This is a genomic window from Clostridium sp. CS001 (assembly GCF_020443565.1).
Lineage (GTDB): Bacteria > Bacillota > Clostridia > Clostridiales > Clostridiaceae > Clostridium_AD.
Genome location: NZ_JAIZZN010000085.1, coordinates 1 through 743 on the forward strand (window position 1 = coordinate 1; position 743 = coordinate 743).

The window sequence follows — 743 nt, forward strand, 5'->3', positions numbered from 1 at the left end:
TTCATTGCTGAAGTTGGTGATATAAAAAGATTTACACATCCAAGCCAAATTCAAAAGCTTGCAGGTTTAAATCTAGTTGAAAGTAGTTCGGGTAAACATAAAGGCAAGACGAGTATCAGTAAAAGAGGAAGAGCAAGGCTTAGAGCGCTTTTATTCCGTGTAATAATGCCATTAGTATCTAAAAATGATGAATTTAAGATGTTACATGAATATTATACAACTAGAGAAGATAATCCATTAAAGAAAAAGCAATCATTGGTTTTGCTATGCTGTAAGCTTATAAGAATATTTTTTACTGTAATAACTAAAAAAGTTGAATATAATCCACAAAAATTAATAAGAGATACAGGATTTAACTTACAACGCAAAGTAGCTTAAGTTAGTTATCCACAAGCCATTTCTGTTTAGTAATATTTGAAATAATCCACAGCAACTCTATAGCTGATTCTTCAGCCAATAATTGTGGAAAACTTAAAAAAGGTTCTCATTTTTAAATAGATCGTTGAAAAAAGAAACTGGGATTAGTCAGGTTTAAATTTTTCCATAAGGGCATAGACCCGGTATAGGAGCACATACTGACATCCGCCTCTTGGATAGACTGAACGAAGGAATTTAGGACATAGATCCTGTGAGACATGGAAGGGTAAGTTACCAGAGATAATGCGGACATCCATCGTAGCCATAATTTAACAAAAGAGCATAGTTCTCTTTAGGTCACCTATCTATGCCCATATAAATACAAT

The 743-nt window shown here is 33.1% G+C and carries 1 protein-coding gene; it reads left to right on the forward strand.

Translation table 11 applies throughout. The features are described 5' to 3' along the window. On the forward strand, window positions 1-378 hold a 378-nt coding region (locus tag LGK97_RS19650), incomplete at its 5' end, for an IS110 family transposase (RefSeq protein ID WP_226262009.1). Window positions 379-743 lie beyond the last annotated feature (365 nt).